Below are 22,428 nucleotides of genomic sequence, written 5' to 3' on the forward strand. Positions count from 1 at the left end.
GCGCAGCGTTACGGCTGGGCGGCCGCGCCCGTCATCTCTCCCGATAGCGGCGGTTCGCCCGCCATCGATGCGGCCACCTTCTCGGCGGTCGCCATCACCCGCAGGACGTTCTCGCCCGCAAGTTTCGCGACATCCGCGTCGCTCCATCCGCGTCGCATCAGCTCTGCGAATAGGGCAGGGTAGGTCGTCACGTCTTCCAGGCCGCTGGGAAGTGCGTTGCCAACGCCGTCGAAATCCGATCCCAGGCCGACATGGTCGATACCCGCCACGCGGGCGATATGTTCGATATGGTCGGCCACCTGCGAAAGCGTGACCTTGGGTGCTGGATGCTTGCGCTGCCATTCGGCGAAGGCCGCCGCCGCCCGTTCGGGCTGGCCGATATAGAGCCCGCCAAAGGGTGGCGCGTTAAGCCGCGTCCGTTCGGCCGCGGCATCGGAAGACCAGCGCCGATACGCCTCGGACACATAGCTGTTGGCGTAGTTCACCATCACCACGCCGCCATTGGCCGCGACCAGCTTCAGTACCTCGTCGGACACGTTGCGCGGATGATCGTTCACGGCACGCGCGTTGGAATGCGAATAGATGACGGGCGCCCGCGAAACGCGCAGCGCGTCCTTCATCGTCGCTTCGCTGACGTGGCTCAGATCGACCAGCATGCCTAGCCGGTTGAGTTCATGGACTACGGTTTCACCGAAAGGCGTGAGTCCGTCATGCTTTGGATTGTCGGTTGCCGAATCCGCCCATGAGATGGTCCGGGAATGGGTGAGCGTAAGATAGCCCGCCCCGAGATCGTGATAGGTGCGCAGCACCGACAAACTGCCGTCGATCTGGCCGCCCCCCTCGACGCCGATCAGCGACGCGATCTTGCCCGATGCATGGATGCGCCGGACGTCCTCCGCTGTTCGCGCGAGTGCAAAATCGTTGGGGTAGCGCTCGACAAGCCCGTGCACGACGTCGATCTGCTCAAGCGTCTGCTTGATCTGTTCGAGCCCGGGCAGATCGGCGGACACATAGACCGACCAGAACTGCCCGCCCACCATGCCGCGGCGCAATCGCTCTATATCGGTATTATAGGGGACTGGCTTGGCGGCGAGGCCTTTTCGCAGATCCAGCGCCCAGAGCTTTTCCCCCTCCCGTTCGCGCAGTGCCTCCGGCCAGTCATTATGCCCGTCGATCAGCGGAGTCGCCTTGAGCACCCCCGCCACGCGAGCTTCATAGTTCTGCGCATAGACAGGCTGCGCAACGGCGATCAGCGCCGCCAGGGAGACAAGACTTCGGACACTCTTCGCGAATGTTGCGGCCACTCTGATTTCCTTGATTGGGTAAAGCTTTTGCGACGATGCCTATTTCGCCGACGGCGCGACGGGCGTGAAGAGCAGATCATGATAGTCGTAGCTGAAGTCGGCAAGTGGGGAGACCGCCTTCATCGTCACGCGCTCGACCTTCCCATCGGCGTTGAGGCCGAAGGTGACATAGGCCGGCTCGATCGTCTTGTCGTCGAACCGCGTGATGAAGGTGTCATACTGAAAATGCTTGAGCCGCCCGCCCATGCGCGGGGTCGACTTGAAGTCAACGGTCAGCCCCGCCTTGTCGCGCGCGACCGAGATATTGCCGTACCAGGGATCGGCGAAGGTCCCGACATAGCGATCGAGCGAAAGCGACGGGCCGACACCCGCGGGCCTGGCCGCGGTTGCCTTGAAGAGCGCCAGACCCTTGGCGACCGACTGCTTGCGGACCTCCGCATATTTGGCGGGCCAGTCCTCGCTCGGGAAACCGAGATAATGGTCGAGCAGCTCGTACATCAGGCCGCGAATGACGTGGCCGTCCTCGCTGTTGATCTCGATCGAAAAGCCGACATTCTTTTGGGGCAGGAGCACCACCGCCGTCAGGAACCCGAACACCGCGCCGCCATGCCAGACGATCTTGGCGCCGCGATAGTCCTGGACCGTCCAGCCCAGCGCATAGGTGTCGAACATCGACTGGGTGAGCTTGAGCGCTTCGGGGCGCGGAGCGTTGGGTTGCAGGACAACCGGCTTCCACATCTCGGCGGCCTGTTTCTCGCTGTACAACTGACCTCCGTCGGGCAGCTTGCCATGCGCGAGCTGGAGGGCGAGCCATTTGGCCATGTCCGACGCGCTGACCGCCAGCCCGCCCGCGGGCGCCGCGTTGCGCGCAAGCTCATCGCGCTCGTTGAGCGGCTCCTGATCGCCAGCGCCGCGCAGTCCGCCGTTCATCCGGGCATGCGGCATGGCGCGGTCCGCGGCCGCAAAACGCTTCACATCGTCACTGGTCGACGCGAGCATCCCGGCGGGCTTGAACACATGCTGCGCGACATAGTCCTCCCAGGTCTGGCCGGTGACCTCCTCGATGAGCTGCCCCGCGACCATGTAGAGGATGTTGTCATAGGCATAGCCGCTGCGAAAGCTGGTTGCCGGCTTGATGTAGCGCAGGCGTTCGACCGCCTCCTTGCGCGAAAGATTGCTGCGCGGAACGAACAGCAGGTCACCGGCGCCCAGACCCAGGCCGCTGCGGTGGACGAGCAGGTCGCGGATCGTCATTTCGCGCGTCACCCAGGAATCCCACATCTGGAACCAGGGCAGGTGATCGATCACCTTGTCGTCCCACGCGATCTTGCCTTGGTCGACCAGCGTGGCGAGCGCGGCGACCGTCACCGCCTTGCCCGTCGACCCCGTCGGAAAGATCGTGTCGGGGGTCACCGCGTCCCTGGATCCTAGCTTCTTCTCACCATAGCCCTTGGCGAGCACGGTCTTGCCATCCTCGACGATCGCGATCGCCATGCCGGGAACGCCAGCCGAGGTGCGGACCTGCTCGACGCGGGCGTCGAAATTCGGCGGCGGCGCCGCGGCCAGCGGGGTCGAGGCAAGGGCAAATGCCAGTATCAGCTTCTTCATTGGACCTCCGAAAGGCGTGGGCCGCTGCACGGTCGGCGCGTCGCGTCGAGCTTCAGCGGGGAAGGGAAAGCAAGCGGGCGCTGGCATCAGTAGTGCACCGTCATTGCGATCAGGCCAAAGGTCCAGGCGACGTAGAGCACCGTCAGCGTCGCCACGAGCAGCAGCGCGGCCCACAGCTTGCTTGGCCAGCGACGCTTCGCCTTGAAGACGAGCCACAGGTTCCAGCCCGCAACCAGAACGGCGCCGACGAAGATCACGAACCCAAGCAATTGCAGCATCCACAGCCACCAGTCGGAGGCCGCCGTCATCATGTTGAAATCGGCCATCATCTTGCTGAAGCCGACGGCCCAGCCGACAAGCACCGCGAGAACGAGGCCAGACCCGAGGCGGACGCCGCGATAGGCGAGGCGTTCGCGACCCTCGAGCGCGAGCGGCGCCTTGTAGTGGCGGCGGACCAGCGCGGCGACGGGCCACAGGATCAGCGTCAGAAGCAACACGCCGAGGCTGAGATAGAGCAGCGGCAGGATCCATGACGACGATTGCGAGGCCGGGACACGATCGAACACCATGAATGGCGACACGCCGTCCATGCTCCACCGCACGACCTTGCCGTCGACGACTTTTGCGGCAAGGCGATCATGGCCATTGGCGTCGCGCCACACGAAGGGAGCGATCTCCACCCATTTGCGGGGCTTGTTGTTAAGTCCCGTCAGCGCGGGGATGACGAGTTCACCCTTGTCGTTGACCGAAATCGCGGTCTGGCCAAGCAGACCGGCAATGGCGAGGAAATTGGATTCCTCGCGGCGGCTGTTCCGCCACAGCCCCGTCATCAGTTTCGCATGCTCGGCCGCCGTCTTCGCGTCGACCTTGCCATCTGCGGGCGCAGTCGAGGGGAAATAGCGGTCGGCGAAGTCTTGGAACAATGCGCCGCGCAGGTCACCCACCGCGCCTTGGGCGCCCGCGCTGTTGAAGGAGATGTAGAAGCCGACATTCTCGTTCATGAAGAGATGCAGCGAGGTGTGAAAGGCCCGGGTGTCGCCAAGATGCGCGATCACCTGGCGGCCATTGAGGTTGGTTTCGAAGAAGCCGAGCTCCATGCGGTTGAGCGGCGGCAGAAGCGTCAGCGGGCTATCGTGCATCAGCTTGGCCGTTTCGGGCTTCATGAGGCCCGCGCCCTGATTGAGGTGCGCGATCATGAAACGCGCCATGTCCGCGCCGGGCGAGGAAAGGCTGCCCGCAGGGGCTGGCCCGATGATCTCGAACTTCGACGGCTTGTCCGACGCGGCGACATAGCCGGTGGCCATTTGCGGCGCGAGCGCCTTGGGGAGCGGTTGCCGGAAGGTCGACTGGTTCATCCCGATCGGCTTGAAGATATGCTGTTCGACGTAGTCGTCGAACGGCTGCTTCGACACGCGCTCGACGACATAGGCCGCGAGCGTGGTGGCATAGTTGGAATAGGATGGCGTCGTGCCGGGCGTGTAAATGCGCTTGGGCAGCGCGTTCCTGCTGTAATCGGCCAACGACGTCAGGTTCCTGGGATCGCTGAACATGATGTCCTTGGCGTGATCCTCAAAGCCCGCCGTATGCTGCAAAATCTGCCGCATCGTCGCGGGTTTTCCGTCCTTGGGCGGAATTTTGAAATCCAGATAGGTGTTCACGTCGGCGTCGAGGTTGATCTTGCCCTGTTCGACGAGTTGCATCACCGCGGTCCAGGTGAAGAGCTTGGATACCGACCCGGGGCGGAACAGCGTTCGCTCGGGATCGACGGGGGTGCGCTTGTCGACATCGGCATAGCCAAACCCGCGCTGCGTCAATATCTGACCATCCTTGACGACCACGACAACGGCCCCGGCTATGTCGCCTGTACGAAGGGCGTAGGGCAAATAGCCATCGAGCCAGGTATCGACGTCCTCCTTGTTCAACACACGCGGACCCGGAGCCACCGAAGTGCTTGCTGATGCTGTGGCGATTGGCTTTGCCGCCGACGGCGGCGCAAGCGTGGGTGTCAGACTTGCCCCTTGTGGCATTGCGCTGACGCCGCCTGCCAGCAGCAGCGCAGCGGCAGCAAATAGCTTGATCGAACGCATTGGAAACGGTCCCTTCCCCTTCGATGGCTGACCCGAGATTGCATCTCCACAATGCAGCCAGTATCTTTGTGATATTGTTCTAAATAGGACATGATGATCCCAATTAGAAACATTTGTCAATCGAAGCGTGGGGGCGCTGGGGCTGCATGAAAAACGCCAATCCGACACTCGGTGCTGATGACTTTGCACGGCGACGACGAGATCTCTTTTGCCAACGAGGCTGCGTAGATTCGATCACGCCAGGCCGTCGCAACTCGCTTCCGCCGCCAGGTTTGTGAATTAAGCGCATTCCGACTTTGACTGAACCGGATGGCCTGAGCCCGAAATTTTCTAAGCAGGACTTCCAGATATGGCAGGCGCGCCATAGCTGGCAGAAAGGCAAGGTAGGACTGGCCCCACAACAACTTCGAACGGAATGTCAGGTTGCAGGAACGCTGCTCCTCGACAACGGCGGAATTCTGCCGCTTTTTCAAGTTGGACGCATTAGGGATCAGCAGCATAATTGCTCTCATCCCCAGGGCAATTTGCAACTGGCTGATCCGATGTTTGAAAATCAGTGTGTTAGGCCGATTGCGATCGGGTGGAGCGATATATGGAAATTTCTGTAAGCGACGCCAAAGGGCAATTATCTGAACTAATCCGACGAGCCGAAGCGGGCGACGAGATTATCCTGACCCGGTACGGCCAAGCCGCCGTGCGATTGGTGCCCGTCAAGCCGATGACCAACCAAGAATCCCGCCGAGCTCTGCTCGATGCCATGCGCGCATCCGCCGCCGAGAAGGCGGCCGCAGGCCCTCGCGCCGGGCGCAGTCAGGATTTTCTCTATGGCGATGCCGGACAACGCCCTCCAATTTTGGAGAAGCATCGCTGGTGGTCCAATCCTGGCCTCAGCGATCCTGACACAGTGATTGCCACCGTGCTTGCCGATCCAACGACAATCGACCTCGCTCGCATCATCGGAACCTACGGACTCAGCAGAGTGGAGCGCGTCCGAAAAGAAATCTCGCATGAACTGACGTCTAGCGAAGCCCGTTGGCTGGAGACATTGTGGGAACCCGTGATACTCGGAGTCCAAGATGCATCTCGAATGCCAACCGGACGCGACCCGGGCAAATAATCGTGCTCAGATCATTTTCCCCTCGCGACGGGAAACGCCGGAGCAGGTCCTCACCTGCTCGCCATGCAGATCAGCCCCATTTGCCAGATGACCAAAAACAACCCTATCGGCCGTCGGCCGACACCAACTCACGTCATGAAGCCTGGGTAGGTTATGTGCAGCTGCATGTCTGTGCGCTCGGGCTAAGCTTGTACGGAGACGCATGGAAATTTCGACTGACGCGATCTGCTGCTTTGCGATTTCCAGGACGCACGAAACCGGGAGATCCTTGCAGTGCGCAGTAGAGTCAAATTGCCGCAGCAGGTGGATTGTCTCTCCGGGCGGCAGATTAAAAACCTCCCCAGCATCGACGCGCGTCATCACCTGCGCATAAGGAAAATCGCGATATGCAGTCGGGTCGAACTCCAGATCTCTCAGCACCGCGACATGGTTTTTATCGACGATGATGCGTCGACTCCATGCACCAGTCAGGTTGTTGATTGCGAAGGGGATCTCGCCATTCAGCAATGCCTGCAGGATTGGTCCCCACGGCTTCTGCCTGCCGCCAATTGCTTGAACGGCCCGATGAAGGGCGATGCTCTTCCCGTTTAGTTGAGGGTGCGCTTGCTCGAGCAGGCGCCGCTCCAACGCTTCCAAAGCTTCCGTTGTCGTTTGAGGGGCGCCGTATCGCGCCTTAAAGAATTGGTGATCGAGCAACGGGAGTACGCCGAGGGCCATCAATTGCTCGACGCCATGACACGAAATGCCCAATCGCCGTGCTGCGCTCCGAAGGTCGCATCGCCGTTTGATATCGGTAGCGATCGCTTCGATTTCGGCTTCGACAAAGCCTTCAAAAATGAACGCCGTGCCCAACGCAACCCGGGTCTGGAAAATGCCGGCGCGTCGAAGATCAGCCACAGGGCCGGTTGCTAAGCCTAGGCGGTTGGCAACATCGCGGATGCGTAACACACCCTCAACCGGCGCATCGCCAACCCCGGCCTCGATAAGCAAATTACTGCAGAGTGTCTCAACGAGCTGTGCGAACGCCACCGACACATGCTCAGATTTGCGAAGAGCGAGGAATTGCATTGTCGCACCACCGTTCCCGTCCGAATGTCTCGCCTTGCGGTTATGCAGTCGCTCTTTGATGATATTTTCCACGCTCGACGGCCAATCTAGAAGTAGCTCGACTGTTTTCGCCAGCGCTCGTGCGAGACGCGGAGCATCCTTGCTGCTCCATTTATCCCGTCGAGCGGTGAATTTTTGATCGATTATTGAAACAAGGCGCAGGGAGAGTTCGAACAGGTCGGCGGGAGAGAGATGCTGCAGTTCTTCGCCACAAGCCAGCTTGCTGCGTTCTCGCACCTCGGCTGAATGACTCACGAAGCCAGCGAGAATTTCAAGCTGGGGACGGATCTCGGGGGCTACCTGCTCCGCGCGAATTTGCCGCAAATCGCCGGCACAGTGGTCGCAGCGCTCCAGGCCGCTTGCATGATACCATCGCTGAATCTTGTGGCAGATCTCGCATGTGTCGACGAGATAGTCCCAACTTTCAGGGCAGAAGCACAGCGGTTGCAGCTGCCAAATGGCACGATGGTGCGCTGATGACGCCAAGGACGATGGAGAGAAGCGGCGAACCTTGGTGCGCAGGTCTCGACGTTCGATTGTTGATCCGAACCATTCAAGAATGTCGCCCTTAGCATCGGTTGGCGGGTGGGCGCGGAGTATCAATTCGCTCACATCTACCTGCAGCGCCTCTGCCAAACCAGGCAATTGCTCCCATCCTTGCGTGGCTACGGTGGGTCGATGGCCATACACGCGGACCCGCTCTGTCTGGTCGCTCTATGATGCGGTCAGTGAAATTCCGGTCAGGAAGCCGTCCTGATGCCGGTGTCGCGCTTCCTCTGGCGGGGACGAAACCGCCTGGACCTCCGCTTCTAGATCAGCCAGGCACAGCCTTAGACGTCGGCCTGTTGAGTGTGTGCATCGGCTTTGGCGGACGCACTGCTCAAACTATAGCGAACGGAAAGAAGGACGCATGCCAATAGTCTTTGGCTCGACGGGAAGGATGATCGTTGTGCTGCTAGATTTTGGCGAGGTCGTCTCATGAGCGGACGGCATCATTCACGTCCAACCGGCGCCGACGAAGATCGCGAATGCCAAGACATCCGGGAGACATTGAGTCGCATTGGCGACAAATGGAGCGTCCATGTGATCGGCTCGCTGATCGAGGGTCCGATGCGTTACAATCGGCTGCGTCGAGCGGTGAGCGGGATTTCGCAGCGCATGCTCACCCTAACACTCCGACTACTCGAGCGCGATGGGCTGGTGAAGCGAGACGTACTCCATACCGCTCCGCCGACGGTCGAATATCAACTGACCGCGCTCGGCGAAACATTGATTGAGCCAATCCGTGCCCTATCCCATTGGGCACGGGAGTATCGTCACGAAATCAGGGACGCGCGGTCGAGTTTCGATTCACGATCTGGCTGACCTGCCGCCCGCATGCGTCGCATTGTCCCATTCCGAATTACCGAGCCAGGATGAAGGCCGAGGGCCCACCCATTGTGTCTCGATAGGACAAGGGCTGTTTTCCGTCGATGTCGCTGATGCCGTAGCGTGCGCCAAGCTCGGCGCCGATTAGCGTCGATCCTGACAAGCTCATAAGGGCGGGATCTTCGTGCAGCGCGTTCAGGACGCATGCGCTGAATTCCGGGTGCTCGAACGTCGCAAAGCGCTGCTCCAGCGCGGCGCGCGCCTCGCCTTCAGGCGCCGACGCTACATAGCTTGCGACTTCGTCGGAGTAGATGAGGCCGGGCCAGAAGGACACGCACGCGACGCCGTCCGGTCGCAGATCTTCAGCCATGTCGAAGCTCATCTTATCGGTCCCGGCCTTGGCCGCGCCATAGGCCGGCCCGTGGAAATAGCTGACCGCGCCGTAGAAGGAGATGTTTGCGATCAGGCTGCCTGGCGTCTCCACCATCAACGGCGCCGCCAGATAGGCCATGATGTAGTTCGTCCGGAGACCGACATCGATCATGTCACTGACTTCAAGCGGCTTCTTCCAGAAGGGTTCGGCACTGGTCAGCGCCTTCGCCACCACGGCGGCGGCATTGTTGACGAGAATGTCGAGCCTGCCCTGCTCGTTCCGGATCCTGTCGACGAGCGCCTGAACCGAGGCCCGGTCCCGTTGATCGACCGAAACGGCGATTCCCCTGCCGCCGCCGGCGTCGACCTGCGCCGCAGTTTGCGCCAGCAAGGCAGCGCTTTCGTGCCGGCTGGTTAGATAGACTGTCGCGCCCAGCGCACCAAACTGCCGCGCGATGCCGCGCCCCAGGCCCCGGCTCGCGCCGGTGACAAGTACCACCTTCGATTGAGTCATCGGCATTGTATCCTCTCGTCTATGGAGCGATCGTCAGCCGGCTTTCGCCTTGTCGATGGCCATTTTGGTGCCCTTGCCGACAAGCCCGATCCTCTTGCGCTTCGGTATGACGCCAAGGAACCGGATCATGGCGCGATTGGTCCTGCCAGGCACATAGACAGGGCCTTTGTCGATATTGGCCAGTGCTTGTTCAGCCACCGCCCGCGGCGTCATCACGTTCGACATCTGTTGCGCATCAAAGCCCTGGCGCCTCAGATTCTCGGTGTCCGTGGCGCCAGGGGCCAGCACCAGCACGTTCACGCCATGAGGTTTCAGCTCGTCCCAGATGGCTTCGCCGAGCGAGTGCACATAAGCCTTGGTGGCCGCATAGGCGCCGGACCACGGCGAACTGATGAAGCCTTCCACCGAGCCGGTGAGCACAATTCCGCCCCTGCCACGCTCGATGAGCCGCGATGCAAAGGCATTGGCGATCAACGTGGGCGCACGCACGTTGACGTCGATGAGTGCGCTCAGCTGTTGACGGTCCTGCAGGTGGTGCAGCCCCTTGAAGCCGAAGCCGGCATTGGAGATGACAAGCCCGACATCCTTGCTCTTCGTGGCGTGGAGGAGGCTTTCCGTGAACTCGGGAGCCGCAAGATCGAGTTCCACTGCTTCAATTTCGATACCGTGCTGCGCGCGCAGGCTTGTAGCCAAACTCTCCAGCCGGTCCTTGCGCCGGGCGACGAGCACCAGGTTGAGCCCTCTCTCGGCGAGGAGCGATGCGAAAGCCTCTCCTATTCCGGAGGAAGCACCGGTCACCAGGGCCCACGGCCCGAAGCGCTGTGTGAAAGTCATGCCAATCCCGGATTATCTCACCGATCATGGACATATAGTCCGACGCAGGCCGCGCAATTAGGCATGTTTTTGACGCCAGGGTACAACAATGTTCCCTTTCGCCGGCATAGGCGTTTCTTCCATCCAAATCTGGCTTAATAGCGGTCGGACCTGCTGCCGCTGGCAAAGCCTGCTGCCATCGTTACCGAGCGGCTTCGCAGAAATGGCATAAATCGATCATCGATTCCGATCTACATCATTGAAATAATTCCCGTTATCCTGCTCTCTCCAAAAGTCGCAATTTGCAGGATAACTGGTCATTTCCGATTAAAGTTCGGGATCGGAATCCTTCAGTTTGATCCGGACCTTTGAGAAATCGATGTGCTTGAAGGCGAAATTCCGATCACTCAACTCAGCTGGACTGATCCGGCCTGCTTGTAGATCCGCGTCGTCATTCTGTCTGCTAAGCTGCTTTTGCTTCTCCCGGTCCGGCACATCTGACGCGGCCGACCGCGTGGTCTCGCCGATAGTCCGGGACCAACGCCGATAGGGCAGTTCGCCCTTGGCAATCTCCGCCGCCAGATCCGCGGGATAGCCTTCGCTAACGAGCCAGGCCGGCACATCGGTGACATCGGCTGGCATCGCCTTGGGGAAGCCGTATCTCCACCCTTCTGGTGGATCGATCATCGTAACAGTGGTCATTCGACCTCATAACACGTCCGGACTGATCTCGATATCAGATGTGATGGCGCGCATCTGTCCGATAGAGCAGCCGGGCCACTACATTCTTTGTCGAACATTGCGGAAAGTCCAGATCCGAGCGACCGAGAAGTGATAGCTGCTTCGTTGATGGGCGCATTCAGCTCCAGGAAGGTCCGCTACGTCGGACGTTCCGGAAAGTCCGGATTTGGACGACCCGAGGGCGATAGTCGCCCTCGGCAAACGTGTGACGCACTCAGCGCCCGGAAGATCCGCTATGTCCGACTTTTCGGTCAGGAAATTTAGGCGCCGGATACCCCCATCGAAGACTGACGGCTTTCGAGCGAACCGGACCGGTTCTCAGTCTGCCGTCCGATGGCGGACAGCGAATACGGTGTTAGCGATCACCGCCCGCGTTGCCTCGTTCTCCTGCCCGCACCACGCCGACATAATGTCGAGATCGACGCGCCGGCTATGCTCCTGGAGAATCTCACCGGCCAGACGGAGTGCGTCCTCGCTTGGAGCCTGTGTCACCCACTCCCGCAACGCTGTGGCGATCGTCTCCCAAGCCACGCCTGCTTCGAGCACAGCTTCGATCTCGTGTGACACGAAGTGCATATCGGCGGTCAGACGGTCAAATAGTCTGGGCAGGCGGGCCTCGTTCCAACAATTGCGCGAGTCCGGAAGCCGGGGGTCGAACAGCCGGCGTCGCAGCTCGAACCATCCGACCTCATTGCAGCCTTCTGCTAGCCAATCGAGATCCTTCTCCTCGATAAGATCAAAATAAGGCTCGAGACCCATGATCTGCTCGGGTCGCGTCAGTCCCGGATGCCCCTGCTGCTTAATTCCAAAATGCATTGTCAGAAACTCGAGCACCTTAGCGGGCTCTGGTGCCACGGCAATCGCTTGGGCTGCCCGCTCGAGCAACAGTGGACTGGCTACGTACAAAGCCGCCTGAACAAATTGCGAGGAGTCTGAAACCGCCTCCCAGTGCTGAAGCAGCATGGCCTCCGCAGTGTCCCGGGGTAGCCGAATGAGCGCGTTAAACAGACTATGGTCAATATCAAAGACCAGATTGGGTTCGGCGGCAATCTGGGCGGAGCGTTCATCTAATGCCCGCTGCAACGCGATCGTCAGGTCTTCGGACCATGTGGTACGCGTGAACTGCCACCAGTAGCGACGCTGGTCACTGCTAAGTTTAGGGAGAAGCTGAGGGATGGCCGTCGTGTCACCGCGCTCGAGCCGATGTCTGAGGATCCGATCGCAGAGCAAGACATCGCTCTGCCACTCTCGGAGATGGCCGAGATCGTCTTCACCCCAGCTAGACGCCCACAGATCAAACGCGGCGATCCGTTCATGCGGATCGGCAGCGGTATTCTGCCAATAGGTCCGCAGCAGCGCACGACTGTCGGTCGACATGTGGATGCCATATTCGTCGCGATAGCGCTGCCAATGGTCCTGCCCATTGCGAAAATTGAAGAAATACGATTGTTCAGATCGCTCCCTGGCCTGCGCCATCGCTCGAATGCAGAAGCGAATTGCGGCCGGATGGTCGACGGCATGGAGTAAATAATAGATTTGCCAGGACAGGTCGGCGTGAGCGCCGCGCTCAACAAGATAGTCGATCGCCGGTCCAGGCGGCCGCCGTTCAAATTTCCATCGGATCCCGCTCCCCGCCAGTTCGTCGCGCGGTGAGGGCTTGGAACCGTTACGTGTCTGCGGCAATGCTGCCCAAGCAGAGCAAACCGGGCCGAGCACGCTTTCGGCATCCTGCGATATGCAGCAGAAAGCGAAGGCCCATAGATAGTCATCGAGCCGCTCGCCGCGATCGTCGTCCGCCGCCCACGATGTGCTGATGGCTGGAGACAGCCGCGGATCGGCGACGCTGCCCGCCAAGTTGAGCAGAGCCTCGCGGATACTCCCTTCGATGGCCCTGTCTTGCAGGCGTGACGCGAGCTGCACAACAAGGGTATCGGCGTGGCGCAGCTTGGCATGCTCAATCTGACGTTCACGCCATTGGGCGCGATAAAATTGCGGTTTCAAACAGTCCTCGATACCCGCGTCGAGATCGCCGTTGCGAAGACGAGCCATGCGACTGTGCGCGGTGCTTTCGGGAAGTGCCTTCGCGAGCACCACAATGTCGGGCCCCTCGGCCTCCATCAACACCGCCGCAATCTCGCCGCGGAGCGAACGCTGATCATATCCTCGGTTTGACTCCGCGGCCAACCACTGCTCCGCTACGGCGAGCAGCTTCGATCGCGCCGGCGAGCCGTACTCGGCCCGACGCAGCGCATGGAAGATGGCGAGCGGATTTTTCCGACAGACCCGCTTGAGGAAGGCGTCCGCGCCAACGTGAGAAAGCACGAGATCGCCGAACACCGCTGCGAAGAACGGATCCCCAACAATATCGTCGCCGAGCGCGTCAGCATCGAGAAGCGCGGCGGCCGCCTCGACCAGCAAATGATCGCGAACCCGATCATGTCGAAATCCCACTTTCTGTCGAGCCGAGCTGCCCTCCAGGCGCACGACTTCGCCGTGGGCGACCAACTGGCGTAGCGCGTGCAAGCTGGGACTGATGGTCGACCATCCCGTGACGTCGTTCCACGATGGCGCCAGCCTGCGCCGCTGCAACATTTGCTGGGTCATTTGGAGGAGCGCGACGTGAAGCTCGCCCGCCGGGATTCCCGTGCGGCTCTCGCAGCGCCGCAGCGAGCGTTCGACGAAGTCCGAGATCACCGCATCGGGCGTCGATGTGGCGCCAAACGCATGTAGCCCGATCAGCAGCGGATCGTGCCCTAAGGCCGTGGAGAGCGCATAGCTTGCTGCGGTGCTGATAGGATGATCAACCGCCTTGGCTTTCGCCTCGAGCGCCGCGATGCCGTCCTCGGGTGTGAACGGCTTCGGCTGGACAAGCATCGGCTCGACAAGGCGGCGCGCTTGCTCGGAAAGGCCGTTCATCACCCGAGGCCAGACCGGACAAAGGATCCGCCAGGTCGGCGAGCCCCGATTTTCCTCTCCGGTCGCCTCGCCAGCCCATCGTGCCACTTTCTCAATCGCGCGGGACGGGTTGACTGCATGGTTGATGTCTTCGATCAGTAGCAGCACTGGCCTGGCTGCTGACGCCAACGACATGGCGCTCGACGATTCCGCGAGAGAGGGGTGCAGTCGCCGCAGGCTGGTCATCACGGCGCCGCTCAACGACGCGGCCTCTTCGACCACATCTTCCGCGATTATCAACGCGAATCCGCCGCCTGCGATCCAATGGTTCATCGCGCGGAGACAGGCGACCGTCTTCCCCGATCCCGACTCGCCCAGCACAAAGCTGATCGGTTGTCGGGATTGGACGAGCTGACGATCAAGCTCGCGCCCAATCCACGTGCGCGATGAACCGGACGGCACGAGAGTCGCAAAGCTGGCGCGCGACAGGTCAGCGAGAAGGTCGGGAGACAGGAGCTCCTGCTCGATCCCAAGCAATGTTCGACGAATCCACTGACCGGTGGGATCAGTGTCGAGCACGCGAGCCAGACGAACCCGCGACCAGATTTCGACCGTGATGCCGAAGGCCGCGCCCAGCGCCACTGCATCCCGCACCAACTGCTCATCGGGCTCCCGGTTGGTGGTGAGAAACAGCGTCGTCGCAAGACTGGGTGTGCGGCGCCGTTCGTGTGCAACGATCTCTGCGGTCTTAGCGATGTCGCCTAGGCGTGCCTTCTTCTCGCCATTGGATTGAGTGAGCCATTTCGCCCTTAGGTCGCGCTCAGCAGCGGTAGTGTGGTGGGCGATAACCATGTGAGGTGGCTCCGCATCCCGGACAAAGCCGATATTGTCGACCGGCGAAGCGCGCGTTTTTCCCGCTGCGTTCACCCCCTGTTGGGAGAGCGCGGCACAGAATGGCTCAGCATGGTGCAAAACGGCGAGCGCAAGTTGCTCGAACCGGCCTTCATCGGTGATCTCGGCGAGCGCCTTGGTCGTTCGCGGGTCCACGGGATTAAGCGACCTTGCCCGGTTGGTGCCCGAGTGCAAGCCAGGCCGGCTGTGCAGCGGTCGGCCACGCGCTGGCGCAATCGATATCCGGATGGTTGGGCTCGGTCATCGGTTTACCGTAGCGGTCGCGCAGATGATCGACCGCCTGGAGGCACGATCGAATATGCGCAGCTTCTGGATTTGCAAGTAGTTGATGAAATGCAGCTTGCCTGAATTTCGGCAGCGGCGCCCCTTCCAATTCAAAGGCGTCGGTAATCCCTTCGACGGCCAGGCGCGACACCGCGGCGTGTTCGAGTCGATCGACCAGTACCCGAGCGATCACGTCGCCCGAGGGAGCGGCCGCATACGACAAGAGCACCATGGCTTCGCCCTCGTCCATCGTTTGCGCAATCGCGTCGGCAATCGCCGCACGCTTGCCCGGATGCTCGATATTCCCGAGCAGGCTAATAGCCCGCGTCCGCGCCTCCGTTGAACGCGCCAAGGCGGTCGCCAGCGCAGTGCGCAAAGCAAAGGAGTCGCGCCAGGTCTTCGGATCTTCGGGTGCGCCGATCACGGCATCGAATAGGGCGTTGGCAGCTTCAGCGCTGCCTATCCGCGTCATCGCCTCCGGCCAGCCATCGCGGATAAGTTCTGGCGATCGCTGTATGAGCTCGATCAGCGCTCCGACTGCGGTTGGGGAAATCGAGTGGCCGATGGCAAAAACCAGGTTCCGCAGACGGTATTGCCGCCGCATCTCGACCGGGAGCTCGTCGAATACGGGGAGCACGGCTCGCACATCGTCGGAGAAGGCGATGAGGCGAAACCAATCCTCTATTCGCCAATAGTCATTGTCATGAACCCATTTCATTGCCGCGAGCGCCACAGCGGCAGCAGCAATCCCGTGACGAACGATATGCGCCGGCAGCGCTTCCCCGCGCTCGGAAAAGGCCTTGCAGAAATCGCGCAGCAAGCCGTTATCCTTGCCGGCTTCGATCAGCGCCACGAGGGCCGGGCCGCGATCGCCATAGTTCATCAGCGTCACCGGACCCGCTAACTGAAACGCGCGCGTAATCGCATCAGCGGTTCCCTCCGCGACCAGCGCCTCGATCCGGTCGATGATCTTCGCGGCGATGGGATGAGGTGGACTGGCGCGCCGTTCGATCAATCGGGCCCGCCGTGTGCCAAGATCGTCCAATTTGGGGCCCATCGGGCCGCGTGGCGCCGGATCGATCTCGAGCAGCTGTCCAAGCACGATCGCCGCATCATGTTCGAATGTCGGGTCATCGATGCGTGTTGTCATTGCGTCGATCACGGCGTCGCCACCGATCCCAAGCATCGCGCCGCGATATTGATTATCGTAGCCCATAAACGCTTCGCTGGCGCGAGTTCCGTGCGGGTTGACGGCGTACTCGGCACGTTCAGCAGTCTGTCGCGTTCGATCGCGATCCCACAACGACATCAATGGCAGCAATAAGGCTTCGCTTCCTATCCGCCCGATCAGCCTGGCGAGCTCGGCGAGGTCCCAGCGCGGGAGTTGGTCACCTGAGCCCAGCAGCAAGGCGACCCAGTCTTGCGCCCGCTCGATCAAAACATCTTTGTGGGCGATAGGAATTGCAAACGCGCGCTCCTCGTCGCGTCCGCGCCAATCGGCCAACATCGATGCCAGGATCGCCGCCTGCGCCGCGCTTTGCGCAGGGCGAGACAAGACATCGGTAATCAAGAGATCGAGACGGACGCTGCGCAGCACATCGCGCACTTCCTGGGTATCCGGGCGGCGTAGCGCCCCCCGGTCGCCGGCGCAGCCCATCATGTGATCGATCAGCGAAGCGACGCAATCACGCCCCAGAAGCTGCGCGGCGATTTGACGGCGGTAGTAATTCTCGTCCTTTGATTTGGCGATGACGAGCAGCTGCGCCTGCTCAGCCGGCTCGACGCCATCTAGATAGGCATCCACGGGATAAGGAAGGGGATCGCCGTTTAGCAGACGGGCAAGCAGTATCGATTGGAAGAGCGCCGGAAACCGCGCGAACAGCTTTTCTTCCAGCTGATGGCTAGCCCAGTGATTGTCGGTCTTGAGATCGAGTGCCACATTGACGATCTGCGTTGGTGGCGCACAGTCGAACTCAAGTGCAAGATGTGTCCATTCGAAGCCTTCGGCGTGATCGAACCGGTCTCGGCGATAGCTCTGCCAGCGCTCGCGATGCGCCGAAGTCAGGCATTCCGGCTCACGGCCCCGAGCCAGCTCTACCCACATTTTGTCGGGCAAGCTTTCAAGCAGGCCTTCGAGCCGGGTCCGCTCATCCCGGAAATCGAGATAGTCGATGACGCCGGCAACAACATTGGCGCTGGGATCGGTTGCCGCGGCACGAAGCGCGAGCGCCAAACTCGCGTTGTCGCCTTGCTCAACGAGATCGATCAGCAGCACGCGGCGTGTCTGATCCTTGAGTGCGGGGAAGCGCAGCGCCCACTGCGACTCAAGCGCGCTGATGGGAAAGCTTCGTCCCGTGCGATGCAGGTCGAACGCCAGCTCACCGCTTTTTTCAAGCGCGGCCCATAATGTCGCGCCGAACTGCCCAAGGCCGGTTGCGAGCATGAAGGGTATCGCGCGCGATGAATCTTCACCTTTCCAGCGCTCGGCGAACGCGATGATAGCCTCGTCGAGGCTCCGGCCGACACATTCTCGCGATAGGCGAAACATATCTGCCGCGAGAAACGGTTCGATCCCGAGCGTCGTCAGTATGAGCGCCCGCAATGGCACCGCAGCGGCCTTTGACCGGGCGACGCGTTCGACAGCAAACAGAACGGCGACCGCCCAGAAGGGGGCGTTGATCACCTTGCTCAGAGACTCGTTGATCAGGCCTTCCTGTTGGGACTCGATCATCCTCGCCACGCGAAACGAGGCGAACCACTCCTGAATCAGCTGATGCTGCAGTCCGATCGTTCGTTCGCCGGGAGCCCCTATGCCGACCAGCAAGTGATGGCTGACAAGCAGGTCGAGCACCGTCTGAGGTGATGCCGGCTGGGTCAGGAACTGCTGTGCGCGGAGGTTGCTCGCCACGGCCGCTATCGTGGGAAGCAGGGTCTCTTCTGGACAGAAAGTAGTCCCGGCATTCATTAGCTCTTCGGCGATCGCCTGCAGAAAGATGCGATGTTGACCGTCAAGCGCCACACGCAGCTGCTCGCGCCGCGCCGGGGTCCCACCGGCCTCAGCCACCAGACGGGCGATAACGGTCTCGCGATCGGTCGGCAGTGTTCCGCTCGCACCCTGCCGCAGGATCGCAGCGAGAAAGAGAGGCGTGCGCAAAAGTGGACGTAGCGTCGGGACGGAGCGCGCACGCCCGATCAGATCATGGCCGGCAGGACCTACCAAACGTGCGGCCACGTCGAGCTGTCGATCGCGATCGAAGGGGAGCACCTCGAGAGTGGCTGCCGGCGAAAACGGAGCGGCCGTCCCCGTCCGAGTCGCGATCACCAGCGGCATCGAGGGATAGTCACGCCGCAGGGCGTCGAGTTCAGCCCACGCCCATTGCCGCTGTTCAGGGTTAAGCTCGTTCCAGCCGTCCAGCAAGAGAATGAGCTGCGCGGCGTTCGCCAGAGTGGCAAAGCCGCCTTCTGACAGCGCGGCAAAGCTTCCCTTACCGCACAGCTGCGACACGATCGAGTCGCCGCGCAGTGCCAGATAGGGTAGGCTCCGCACGATCGGGACAATGTCGGGCTGCACGAGCAGCATGACCGCGATTTGCTGCAAAGCACTCGTCTTGCCGGCGCCCGGCTCGCCGACGAGGATGACGGAGCGGGCCGCGCGCAACTCGGCTTCGACCTCAGTGAGCTGGACAATTCTCTCGGGTGCATCGGCTTTAGCGGCATCGCGTGTGCCGAAAACCGGATCGATCAGCTGTGCTTGGTCGCGCTCACGAAACGCTGCGAGTTCCGGCTCGGCGCCACGACGCCCGGCCTGTAATGCCTCGACGGCCTGATCCGGCAGCGCCGCTAGGCGGGTGCCGAAGCGATCGCGCAGGAGCGAAACCGTCTGCACACTATCGAGGCGCACGGCGCGGACGTTGAGCTGTTTGGCGAGGGCCTCGAGGATCGCGAAAATCTGGGTCGGATTGGCGCCGTCGGACGGTGCGACCTGGCGAAGCTGGTCGATCGCACGGAGGCGATCGGCTCCACGATCGCTGGTCGCTTCCAGGCGGCCGAGCACAAAGTTGCGCCAGAAGAAATGCATGTCCTCCGCCGTCGGGGCAGAGCCGAGCTCCCTCGTTAGGATCACCTTCACCGTCTCGTGAGCCTTACGTTCCGCCAGCCCCATCTGATCTGCGACGGCTGCAGTGAAGGCCGCCGGATCGGCCTCTAGACGGGCCTGGTCGCTGAGCTTTTGGCACGCATAGTGATTGGCTGCGGCAAGGATCTCGCTCAACCCGCCGGCAAGGTCGCGGCCGTCGACAAAGTCCGGCAGTTTCATGGTCGTCCAGGCTTCGGCCACGATCTGGGCAAAGTCTGTGTCCTCGCCTTTAGAGATGGCGAGGCTTCGCTTCAGCTGGAGGTCGAGCGTGCCGCAGCGGCCGGCATCGTCTTCCCATTCAAGCACGACATCGTCGAGTGGCCGTCCAAGCGCCTTTTGCTGTACCGCGACACTGGTCACAATGCCCGGGCAGCCCGGCGCATGCGATCGGGTCAGAAGCGCCGCAAGATAGGCCGCGATGCAGGCATGCTCATAGCTTGTGCCGACGCCGCCAGTCGCTTCCGGCGAGGCTGCGCGGCCCGTCGAAACGGCGTCCGACGCATCGTCGGAGAGCGCGTCCATTATGCCGTGCCAGCTAGCAGATGGTCGACCAATGCCTGAGCCTGGTCGCTCAGCCGCGCTCCGGAAACGCACGGACGGCGTCGAAACATGGAGGCTGGACGATCAACTGGATTTGGGCGGCTAACCAAGGCATCCTCAATTGCCGAGTTGGGTGTGCTAAGTGTCCGGTATTGGACGGGAGCGGGCACGCGCACGCCCTCAGGCGACCTGCTCGTATCCAGTGGCACGCAGCATTTCGGCTGGGTCCGCCACCTCGCCATGAAGGGTGACATAGATCCAGAGCGCGGCATCCTCCTCTCGAACGTCGACATCCGGTGAACCCGGCTGATTGATGTTGCCGAACCTGGGGCAGCCCTTTGCCGTCTCCTCATCTGAGAAGCGATCGTCGAATCGTCGGCGGTAAGCATGTGTCGTCATGCATTCATCCTATGCGACCGCGCGACTCTGGCAAGCAATGGTAGCGTCGCACATCAGCTGAGCATCTGGATTACAACCTCGTGTTTTGGCCCACGACAGGAAAGGCTTGAGCCACGGTCATCTAGACGGGTGAGTGAAAGTCAGCTTTATGACCGCTGGATTCCGAAACCGGCCTGACAGAAAGCGGCCATCAGCCGTCGGGCAACACCTGAACGAATGGAAGATTCGGGCAGCGAGATTTCGGTCCGGAACGTCCGAAATAGCGGCCCAAGCAGTCACCGACAGGGCGGATGAACCTACGGCAGCAATTGGTGACGTCGAAATGGCAACTGAATATCGGCAAAGTCGGCGAAGGGGGTCAAGCAAGTTTGCCGTGACCGATCCCACTGCATCGCGCGAACTGTGCCGTCTGAATGAATTTTTGACGTTTTTGGAAGCCGACACTTCCATCGCGCCCGACAGCCACACTTCCGGCGTGAGCTGGGACCCACCCTCAGTTCGCCGCCATAGAAGCGAAAAGTGATTTTGGCGTGAGCGGATGTTTAGACCTTCGCGACACCCGCCAACCTAGATTGCGTTTATTATCAGGTTCGACAGGTAAACGATGCGATGAACAAGCGTGCAAGCATGGAGCAGAAGCTAGCCGAGATCGTGCGCTTCTGCCACGACAAGGTGAAGGAGCTACGCTCAACTGATCCCAATGACATCCCACTGCGTGATCGTATGGCGCATTTCGCGCCTATCTCAGACCGGTCAGGCGAAACCTATGTTGAAGTGGGCATGGAAGCTCGAATCCGAATCCAGGAATGGTGCTTCGAATATCTCAAGCGCCGTGCTTGGACTCATCTCATTAGCGTGTCGCAGTGCGCCGACCGCGTCGAAGAGGCGATCGCTTTCCGGTTCTTCAAAACCAGACGAGTGGCTGAAATCGGTGCGATCGCCAAGCTGGTCTCGGCGCTAGACAAGTCGATCCAGGCGGACGTGAAACCGCATCGCTATCTCTGGCTCTGCCACATCTGCTTCGGCACCAACCCTGGCGAATTTTGCATCGGCACGGTTCGATTCCGGCCGACCGCCTTGTGCGGCAGTGAAGTCGAAGCCGCGATAGGATCATGGCGATCACCGGTCGAGGAAGGTTTTCGCGCTCGCGTCGAAGAGCACTACCGTTCATTTGGCTGGATTGCTGACGTCACAGTCGAGACTGCTGATCGGGCGGCTGCGAAACGGATGTCACTTTTGGCCGCCCAGACGGCGCTAACAGTCATCAAACTGTTTCTGTCGGATGGAGGAAGCGAAAGCCGCATTCGCATGGCTGAACAGCCAAATTACCTGCTCGACCGCGCAGAGCTCTACTTCATTGGCCCGGAGCCACATCTGACATGGCATCAAGATGGTGGCCAGGCTTCGTTCGCAGAGACGTGGTGGGAGAATCTCAACCAAGGGGATAACGCCATTCGGCTGCGCGCGCTCGACCGCGTCGTCTGCGCGGTGAGCAGGCCTCAAGAGCAGACCTTTCTCAAACTCAAATATCTGAACGCGTTGCGCTGGTTCAATGATGCTTCAATCGATGTATATGCTGGCTCCCGGATTGCGAAATTCGTGACCGTCCTTGAAACGCTGACCGGTTGCAATGAGCGAGATCAACTGGCCGAAGCGGTCGGTGATCGAGTTGCCTATATGTTAGCCGGCTGGCCGGATGAAGGTACGCCGGAAGACATCCGCACGAAGGTCAAACGTATTTACGTCGTGCGCTCCGAGCTTCTGCACGGGGTGCGAGATCCGATCGGTCTCGAGCTCGGCCGCATTGCCGTCGATGCCGCGCATGTCGCGCATATGACGCTCGTCGCCTTCCTTGATCTCATGATTCATATCGGCGTCGACCGCGATGACTATGACCATGCCAAACTAATCAGGGACTTTGCCATTACTAAGGGCAACGTCCAGAGGATGGCCGGTGGTGTGTGAGCAACTGATTTTACCAGGAGTGGCCGTTCGATAACCGCCCGGCGAATGACGAGCCTTGGTCGCATCCGGACTGGCGGGTCTTGGCGTGCGGCGCCAATTGGCGCGGGGTAGCCACATGCTCGGTGGCGCCAGCAAGTCGGGCGTTCGGTTTGACGTGGGCGTGATCCGAAAGCCGCCATTCGCCCGGCACCCATGCCATAGCTCAAGTTGGCCGGGGAGCGGTCGCGCTGGACCGCCGGGGTCGTGAGAAAGTGGACCGTCTGGGATTGGGATCGGTGAATTCGGGC

14 protein-coding genes are annotated in these 22,428 nt (G+C 61.0%); 3 read left to right on the forward strand and 11 right to left on the reverse strand.

Annotated elements, in window-relative coordinates; genetic code table 11:
• Positions 1 to 8: 8 nt before the first annotated feature.
• From D3876_RS10490 to D3876_RS20245, 4 genes are all read right to left on the reverse strand, one after another.
• Positions 9 to 1,253 carry a dipeptidase gene (locus D3876_RS10490; protein ID WP_119763719.1) on the reverse strand — a complete coding sequence of 415 codons (1,245 nt, stop codon included), beginning with the start codon at positions 1,251 to 1,253 and terminating at the stop codon, positions 9 to 11.
• Between the two features lie 90 nt (positions 1,254 to 1,343).
• On the reverse strand, positions 1,344 to 2,912 hold the full coding sequence (locus tag D3876_RS10495; protein WP_119761995.1) for a serine hydrolase: 1,569 nt from the start codon (positions 2,910 to 2,912) through the stop codon (positions 1,344 to 1,346).
• 86 nt (positions 2,913 to 2,998) lie between these two features.
• On the reverse strand, positions 2,999 to 4,999 hold the full coding sequence (locus tag D3876_RS10500) for a serine hydrolase domain-containing protein (RefSeq protein ID WP_119761997.1): 2,001 nt from the start codon (positions 4,997 to 4,999) through the stop codon (positions 2,999 to 3,001).
• A gap of 116 nt (positions 5,000 to 5,115) precedes the next feature.
• A complete protein-coding gene (locus tag D3876_RS20245; RefSeq protein ID WP_147417638.1) occupies positions 5,116 to 5,499 on the reverse strand; it encodes a hypothetical protein in 384 nt (127 codons plus the stop codon).
• Between the two features lie 92 nt (positions 5,500 to 5,591).
• Here D3876_RS20245 and D3876_RS10505 point away from each other — a divergent pair, with 92 nt between their 5' ends.
• Positions 5,592 to 6,116, forward strand: coding sequence for a type II toxin-antitoxin system Phd/YefM family antitoxin (locus D3876_RS10505; RefSeq protein ID WP_119761998.1), 525 nt, complete (start codon positions 5,592 to 5,594; stop codon positions 6,114 to 6,116).
• Between the two features lie 6 nt (positions 6,117 to 6,122).
• Here D3876_RS10505 and D3876_RS20250 read toward each other — a convergent pair whose 3' ends face one another.
• Positions 6,123 to 7,859 (reverse strand): hypothetical protein, encoded by a 1,737-nt coding sequence (locus D3876_RS20250; protein ID WP_147417639.1) that lies wholly within the window; start codon positions 7,857 to 7,859, stop codon positions 6,123 to 6,125.
• A gap of 342 nt (positions 7,860 to 8,201) precedes the next feature.
• On the opposite strand from D3876_RS20250, the gene D3876_RS10520 reads away from it, so the two are divergent.
• Positions 8,202 to 8,588, forward strand: coding sequence for a winged helix-turn-helix transcriptional regulator (locus tag D3876_RS10520; protein ID WP_119762003.1), 387 nt, complete (start codon positions 8,202 to 8,204; stop codon positions 8,586 to 8,588).
• 37 nt (positions 8,589 to 8,625) lie between these two features.
• Here the strand turns inward: D3876_RS10520 and D3876_RS10525 are convergent, their stop codons facing one another.
• The 6 genes from D3876_RS10525 to D3876_RS10550 form a co-directional block, all read right to left on the reverse strand.
• The gene (locus D3876_RS10525; protein WP_119763721.1) at positions 8,626 to 9,477 is read right to left on the reverse strand and encodes an SDR family NAD(P)-dependent oxidoreductase; all 852 of its coding nucleotides are present in this window, start codon (positions 9,475 to 9,477) and stop codon (positions 8,626 to 8,628) included.
• A 33-nt stretch (positions 9,478 to 9,510) separates the two neighbouring features.
• Positions 9,511 to 10,311, reverse strand: a complete 801-nt coding sequence (locus tag D3876_RS10530) for an SDR family NAD(P)-dependent oxidoreductase (protein ID WP_119762005.1) — start codon at positions 10,309 to 10,311, stop codon at positions 9,511 to 9,513.
• A gap of 306 nt (positions 10,312 to 10,617) precedes the next feature.
• Complete coding sequence (locus D3876_RS10535; RefSeq protein ID WP_119762007.1) at positions 10,618 to 10,992, reverse strand: hypothetical protein; 375 nt, start codon at positions 10,990 to 10,992, stop codon at positions 10,618 to 10,620.
• Positions 10,993 to 11,349: 357 nt separating this feature from the next.
• Positions 11,350 to 15,012 carry a hypothetical protein gene (locus D3876_RS10540; RefSeq protein ID WP_147417640.1) on the reverse strand — a complete coding sequence of 1,221 codons (3,663 nt, stop codon included), beginning with the start codon at positions 15,010 to 15,012 and terminating at the stop codon, positions 11,350 to 11,352.
• Positions 14,978 to 19,759: an NACHT domain-containing protein gene (locus D3876_RS10545; RefSeq protein WP_119762010.1), complete on the reverse strand. Its 4,782-nt coding sequence runs from the start codon at positions 19,757 to 19,759 to the stop codon at positions 14,978 to 14,980. The genes D3876_RS10540 and D3876_RS10545 overlap by 35 nt, the downstream gene beginning before the upstream one ends.
• Positions 19,760 to 19,957: 198 nt before the next feature.
• Positions 19,958 to 20,176, reverse strand: coding sequence for a hypothetical protein (locus D3876_RS10550; RefSeq protein ID WP_119762012.1), 219 nt, complete (start codon positions 20,174 to 20,176; stop codon positions 19,958 to 19,960).
• A 609-nt stretch (positions 20,177 to 20,785) separates the two neighbouring features.
• On the opposite strand from D3876_RS10550, the gene D3876_RS10555 reads away from it, so the two are divergent.
• Positions 20,786 to 22,141, forward strand: a complete 1,356-nt coding sequence (locus D3876_RS10555; protein WP_119762013.1) for a HEPN domain-containing protein — start codon at positions 20,786 to 20,788, stop codon at positions 22,139 to 22,141.
• The last annotated feature ends 287 nt before the right edge of the window (positions 22,142 to 22,428 follow it).

The organism is Sphingomonas cavernae, assembly GCF_003590775.1.
In the GTDB taxonomy this organism is placed as follows: domain Bacteria; phylum Pseudomonadota; class Alphaproteobacteria; order Sphingomonadales; family Sphingomonadaceae; genus Sphingobium_A; species Sphingobium_A cavernae.

What these genes read in the sequence shown, in the direction of transcription:
- D3876_RS10495 (WP_119761995.1), bottom strand. Translation starts at nt 2,912, where the DNA reads ATGAAGAAGCTGATACTGGCATTTGCCCTTGCCTCGACCCCGCTGGCC.
- D3876_RS10500 (WP_119761997.1), bottom strand. Translation starts at nt 4,999, where the DNA reads ATGCGTTCGATCAAGCTATTTGCTGCCGCTGCGCTGCTGCTGGCAGGC.
- D3876_RS20245 (WP_147417638.1), bottom strand. Translation starts at nt 5,499, where the DNA reads ATGCTGCTGATCCCTAATGCGTCCAACTTGAAAAAGCGGCAGAATTCC.
- D3876_RS10505 (WP_119761998.1), top strand. Translation starts at nt 5,592, where the DNA reads ATGGAAATTTCTGTAAGCGACGCCAAAGGGCAATTATCTGAACTAATC.
- D3876_RS10520 (WP_119762003.1), top strand. Translation starts at nt 8,202, where the DNA reads ATGAGCGGACGGCATCATTCACGTCCAACCGGCGCCGACGAAGATCGC.
- D3876_RS10525 (WP_119763721.1), bottom strand. Translation starts at nt 9,477, where the DNA reads ATGACTCAATCGAAGGTGGTACTTGTCACCGGCGCGAGCCGGGGCCTG.
- D3876_RS10530 (WP_119762005.1), bottom strand. Translation starts at nt 10,311, where the DNA reads ATGACTTTCACACAGCGCTTCGGGCCGTGGGCCCTGGTGACCGGTGCT.
- D3876_RS10535 (WP_119762007.1), bottom strand. Translation starts at nt 10,992, where the DNA reads ATGACCACTGTTACGATGATCGATCCACCAGAAGGGTGGAGATACGGC.
- D3876_RS10545 (WP_119762010.1), bottom strand. Translation starts at nt 19,759, where the DNA reads ATGGACGCGCTCTCCGACGATGCGTCGGACGCCGTTTCGACGGGCCGC.
- D3876_RS10550 (WP_119762012.1), bottom strand. Translation starts at nt 20,176, where the DNA reads ATGACGACACATGCTTACCGCCGACGATTCGACGATCGCTTCTCAGAT.
- D3876_RS10555 (WP_119762013.1), top strand. Translation starts at nt 20,786, where the DNA reads ATGAACAAGCGTGCAAGCATGGAGCAGAAGCTAGCCGAGATCGTGCGC.